General features: G+C 75.9%; 5 protein-coding genes. All 5 read left to right on the top strand.

What is annotated here, in order from left to right:
* A partial coding sequence (locus LLG88_08435; protein MCE5246930.1) for a dihydroorotate dehydrogenase electron transfer subunit occupies positions 1-780 on the top strand: 780 nt, incomplete at its 5' end.
* 17 nt (positions 781-797) lie between these two features.
* Positions 798-1712 carry a dihydroorotate dehydrogenase gene (locus LLG88_08430; protein MCE5246929.1) on the top strand — a complete coding sequence of 305 codons (915 nt, stop codon included), beginning with the start codon at positions 798-800 and terminating at the stop codon, positions 1710-1712.
* Positions 1709-2422 (top strand): orotidine-5'-phosphate decarboxylase, encoded by a 714-nt coding sequence (pyrF, locus tag LLG88_08425; GenBank protein ID MCE5246928.1) that lies wholly within the window; start codon positions 1709-1711, stop codon positions 2420-2422. Before LLG88_08430 ends, pyrF begins: the two co-directional genes overlap by 4 nt.
* 57 nt (positions 2423-2479) lie before the next feature.
* Positions 2480-3820, top strand: a complete 1341-nt coding sequence (locus LLG88_08420) for a replication-associated recombination protein A (protein ID MCE5246927.1) — start codon at positions 2480-2482, stop codon at positions 3818-3820.
* 150 nt (positions 3821-3970) lie between these two features.
* Positions 3971-5450 (top strand): hypothetical protein (locus LLG88_08415; protein ID MCE5246926.1); only part of this gene is annotated, 1480 nt, incomplete at its 3' end.

Here is a 5450-nt window from a genome sequence, read left to right as displayed (position 1 = left end):
CTCGGCGGGGGTTGCTTCCAGTTGCGCCTCGCCGCCCCGCAGATCGCGGCCGAGGCGCGCGCCGGGCAGTTCGCGATGGTCGGGCTGCCGGACATCGACGCGATGCTGATCCGGCGGCCGTTCTCGGTCGCCCTCGTCGATCCCGCCCCCGGCGCGGGGACGCCGACGGCCTTCGACATCGTCTACAAGGTCTACGGCAAGCGGACGCTCGCCTTCAGCCACCTCCGCCCCGGCGCGGAGCTTTCGGTCCTCGGCCCGCTCGGGCGCGGCTTCTGGCTGCCCGAGGGCGACGAGACGCCGGAGCTGCTGCTCGTCGCCGGCGGGGTCGGCGTCGCGCCGTTCCCGCTGCTGCTGCAGTCGCTGACGCCGGCCCAGCGCGCCAGGACGACGGTCTTCGTCGGCGGCCGGACGGCGGACGACCTCCTGCTCCTCGACTGGCTCGAGGGGCGGGCCGGGCGGATCGTCGCCGCGACCGAGGACGGCTCGCGCGGCGTCCAGGGGTTCGTCACCGCCCCGCTCGCCGCGGCGCTCGCCGCGCCGGCCGACGCGGGGCGGATCGTGATGGCCTGCGGGCCGACGCCGATGCTCCGCGCGGTCGCCGCCCTGGCCGAAGAGAACGGCGTTCCCTGCCAAGTCTCGATCGAGGAAACGATGGCCTGCGGCTTCGGGGTCTGCCTCGGCTGCGTCGTCCAGCGGCGCGACCCGCTCGGCGAGTTCGACCGCTTCGTCCGCGTCTGCACCGAAGGGCCGGTCTTCGACGCGCGCGAGGTGCGGCTGTGAACCCCGCGGCGCCGCGGATGGAGGTCGAGCTCGGGCGGGGGCTCGTCCTGAAGAACCCGGTCCTGACCGCCTCGGGCACCTTCGGCTACGGGCTGGAGTTCGAGCCGTACCTCGACCTCTCGCGGCTCGGCGGGATCGTCGTCAAGGGGATCTCGCCGCGGCCCCGCGCCGGGAACGCCCCGGCGCGGATCGTCGAGACCCCGTCGGGGATGCTCAACGCCATCGGCCTGCAGAACGTCGGCGTGAAGCGGTTCGTCGAGGAGAAGCTGCCGGCGCTGCGCCAGCGGGACACGGCGATCGTGGTCAACGTCTACGGCGCCTGCCCCGAGGACTACGTCGAGGTCGCCCGCGCCCTCGAGCCGGAGGACGGCGTCGCCGCGCTGGAGCTCAACCTCTCCTGCCCCAACGTCAAGGAAGGGGGCGTGCTGATCGGCAAGTCGCCGCGGGCGATCGAGCAGGTCACGCGCGCGGTGCGCGGCGCGACCTCGCGCCCGCTCTGGGTCAAGCTGACGCCGAACGTCTCCGACATCGTCGAGGTCGCGGCCGCGGCGGTCGAAGGGGGCGCGGACGCGCTCTCGCTGATCAACACCTTCGTCGGGATGGCGATCGACGTCGAGACGCGCCGTCCGAAGCTCTCCAACGTCACCGGCGGCCTTTCCGGCCCGGCGATCCGCCCGCTCGCGGTGGCGATGGTCCATCAGGTCCACAAGGCGATGCCGCAGGTGCCGCTGATCGGAATCGGCGGGATCGTCCGCGCGAAGGACGCCGTCGAGTTCATGCTCGCCGGCGCGCGCGCCGTGCAGATCGGGACCGCGAACTTCAACGACCCCGGCGTCGCCGCGCGCGTGGCCGCCGACCTCGCCGCGTGGTGCGCCGCCCGCGGCGTCAAGGACGTGGGCGAACTGGTCGGCGCCTTGAGGATCGACCGATGAGCGAAGCGAAAGACCGTTTGGCTGTGGCGTTGGACGTTCCGGACCTCGAGCGGGCGCGCGCCCTCGCCGCGGCGCTCGCCGGGCGCGTGGGCGTCTTCAAGGTGGGCTTGGAGCTGTTCGCCGCCTACGGGCCGGCCGCCGTCGAGGCGGCGTCGAGCGGCGGCGCGGGGATCTTCCTCGACCTCAAGATCCACGACATCCCGCGCACCGCCGCCGCGGCGGTGACCTCCGCCGGGCGGCTCGCCGCGCGGTACGTCACCCTCCACGCCCTCGGCGGGCCGAAGATGCTGGCCGCGGCGCGCGAGGCGGCGGAGAAGCTCGGCGCGGCGCGCCCGAAGCTCCTCGCGGTGACGGTCCTCACCTCGCACGACGCCGCGGAGCTGCCGTCGATCGGCCTCGCCGGCTCGCCGCGCGACAACGTCGTCCGCCTCGCGCGGATGGCGGTCGAGGCCGGCGCCGACGGGCTGGTCTGCAGCCCGCAGGAAGTCGGCGAGCTGCGCGCGACGCTCGGCCCCGGGCCGGTCCTCGTGACCCCCGGCGTCCGTCCCGCGGGGGCGGACAAGGGGGACCAGGCGCGGGTCGCGACGCCGTTCGACGCGATCAAGGACGGCTCGAGCCTGCTCGTCGTCGGCCGCCCGATCGTCGCCGCTCCCGACCCGGCCGCGGCGGCCGACGCGATCGTCGCCGAGATCGCCGCCGCGCTGCGCTGAGCCGCCGATGAAACGACCGAGCGCCGCCGGACCGACGCGCCGAACGGGAGCGCGCCGATGAACGGATTCCTCTTCGAGGAACCGCCCGAGGTCGCGTCGCCGTCCGCGCCGCTCGCCGAGCGGATGCGTCCGCGCGCCCTCGAGGAGGTCGTCGGGCAGGAGCGGCTGGTCGGCCCGAACGGCTTCCTGCGGCGCGCGATCGCCGCCGGCGCGATCCCCTCGGTGATCCTCTGGGGACCGCCCGGCGCGGGGAAGACGACGATCGCGCGGCTCTTGGCCAAGGCGGCCGGGGCGCAGTTCTTTCCCCTCTCCGCCGTCACGTCGGGCCTCAAGGAGGTCCGCGACGTGATCGAGGCGGCGCGCAAGGTGCGCCGCGCCGGCGGCCGGGCCGTCCTCTTCATCGACGAGATCCACCGCTTCCACCGCGGGCAGCAGGACCACCTGCTGCCGCACGTCGAGGACGGCACGGTGATCCTCGTCGGGGCGACGACCGAGAACCCGGCCCACACCGTCGTGGCCCCGCTCGTCTCCCGCTGCCGCGTGCTCGTGCTCGAGCCGCTCTCCCCGGCCGACTGCCGCGCGCTGCTCGACCGCGCGCTGGCCGACAAGGAACGCGGCCTCGCCGGGCGCGGCGTCGAGGTGTCGGGCGAGGTGCGGGACGCCGTCGTCGGCGAATCGGACGGCGACGCGCGGCGCGCGCTGACGACGCTGGAGATCGTCGCCGACCTCGCGCGCGCCCGCGGCGGCGGCGAGGCGACGCTCGACGACGTCCGCACGGCGGCGCAGCGGCGGATGCTGCAGTCCGACCGCCAGGGGGACGTCCACTACGACGTCGCCTCCGCCTTCATCAAGTCGCTGCGCGGCTCCGACCCGGACGCCGCGGTCTACTACCTGATGCGGATGATCGAGACCGGCGAGGATCCGCGCTTCCCCGCGCGGCGGATGATGATCTTCGCCGCCGAGGACGTCGGCCTCGCCGATCCGCGCGCGCTGCAGGTCGCGGTCGCCGCCTCCGACGCCTTCGAGCGGCTCGGCTTGCCGGAAGGAACGCTGCCGCTGGCCGAGGCGGCGCTCTACCTCGCCGCCGCGCCGAAGTCGAACGCGGTGATCGTCGCCCGCGACGCGGCGTGGGAGGAGGCGCGCAATCGGGGCAGCCTGCCGATCCCCGAGGAGCTGCGCGACGCGCACGCCGCGCTCTCCAAGGCGCTCGGCGCGGGGCGCGGCTACCGCTACCCGCACGACGAGCCGGGACACCACGCGCCGGTCCACTACCTGCCGAAGGAGCTGCGCGGCGTCCGCTACTACGAGCCGTCCGATCAAGGGAACGAGCGGTACGTCTCCGAGCGCCTCGCCCATTGGCGCGAGGCGGTGGCCAAGGCGACGCGCGGCCGCTCCTGATTCGCCCCCGCGGAACGAACGCCGCGACGGCGGAGAAGGCGCGGCCCGACCCGCCCCCGCGGAACGCACGCCGCGACGGCGGCGAACGCGCGGCCGCCGCCGGTCTTTCCGCGCGGGACGAACGCGCCGCGATGGTGGAGAATGCGCGGCGTGAAGAGGCCCTCCCCGAAAGAAGCCGCGGCCGCCCCGCGCGCGGCCGCGCCGACGGCGCGCCGCGCGGCCCCGTATCTCGCCGCGGCCTTCGCGGGAATCGTCTTCGGGCTGCACCGGATCGTCGATCCGGACGTCTTCCAGCAGGTCGCCGCCGGACGCGAGCATCTCCTGCATCCGTCGTCGATCGGCGTCTCCTCGTTCCACGACCTCTTCGTCGGCCAGGCCTACGTCGCCGACAAGTGGCTCGCCTCGGTCGTCGCCGCGCTCTTCGACGCCGTCGGCGCGCTCGCGCTCCACCAGATCGTCCTCGCGGTCCTCGCCGCGCTCGGCTTCTGCTTCCTGCTGCGCCGCTGGGGCGCCGGCCCGCTCGCCGCCGCCGCCGGATCGGCGATCGGCCTCGCCGCGTCCGCGTTCCGTCTCGAGCCGCGGCCGGAGACGCTCAGCCTCGCGCTCCTCTGCTGGCTGGTCGGCCTCCTCGCCCCCGGCGCGGCGTGGCCGGCGCGCCGCTGGCCGTGGGTCGCGGCGACCCTCGCGCTCTGGGTCAACCTGCACGGCTACTTCGTCAACGGCCTTCTGGTCCTCGCCGCGGCGCTCGCCGCGGACGCGCTCCGTCCGCCGCGCGGAACGTCGCGCCGCGACGCCGTCCGCGCCGCGGGGGCCGCGCTTCTCGCCGGGTTCCTCGCCTCGTTCCTCCACCCGCAGACCTACAAGGCGGTCCTCTGGCCGCTCGGGCAGCTGCTGGCGCTGCGCGACCAGGCGATCCTGCGCGAGGCGATCGGCGAGCTCGCGCCGACGTCGTCGCTCTTCGCGGGGATCGGCGCCGCGCGGATCGTCCTCGCCGCGCTGACGTTCGTCGCCGCGGCGGCCTACTTCGTTCCCGGCTCGCCGCTGCGCCGCGCCGTCCCGCGCGCCCTCGCCGGCTTCGCCGCCGCGCTGCCGTGGCTCGCCGCGCCGCCGCCCGGCCTCGTCCAGTGGCCCTACCGGCTGACCGCCGCCCTCTTCGCCGCGGCTCTCTTCGAGCTCCCCGCATTGCTCGCCGGAGCGCGCGCGGCGGCGGCGCGCGGCGAAGGGCGCGAGACGCGGACTCAGGCGGCGGCGCGCGGCGAAGAACGCGGGGCGCAGGCGCTGACGTCGGCGCGCGGCGAAGGACGAGGGACCACGGCGCAGGCGTCGGGCCCGCGCGGCCTCCTGCCCGCGTTTCTCTTCGCCGGCTTCGCGGTCCTCGCCGTGCCGGTCGTGCGGAACACGGCCCTCCTGCCGCCGGCCGCGCTGCTCCTCCTCGCGCCGCTCTGGAGCGCCGCGGCCGCCGAGGCGGGCGCGTCGCCCCGCCGGGCCTCGCTCTCGCGGCGCGGCGTCCCCGCCCTCGCCGTCGCGGCGTTCGTCCTCTGCTGCCTGCTGCGCCTCGCGGGGTGGCTCGCGCCGGGAACCTACCGCGCCCCCGGCTGGACCGGCCTCGGCGTGGACGAGCGGAGCGTGC

This window comes from bacterium, assembly GCA_021372775.1.
Taxonomy (GTDB): Bacteria; Acidobacteriota; Polarisedimenticolia; order J045; family J045; genus JAJFTU01.
The sequence above is the reverse complement of the archived record's forward strand: the minus strand, read 5'-3'. Positions and strand labels throughout refer to the sequence as shown.

Bases quoted from the DNA above. Each gene is read 5' to 3' on its own strand.
- LLG88_08430 (MCE5246929.1), top strand. From the start codon at position 798: ATGGAGGTCGAGCTCGGGCGGGGGCTCGTCCTGAAGAACCCGGTCCTG.
- pyrF (MCE5246928.1), top strand. From the start codon at position 1,709: ATGAGCGAAGCGAAAGACCGTTTGGCTGTGGCGTTGGACGTTCCGGAC.
- LLG88_08420 (MCE5246927.1), top strand. From the start codon at position 2,480: ATGAACGGATTCCTCTTCGAGGAACCGCCCGAGGTCGCGTCGCCGTCC.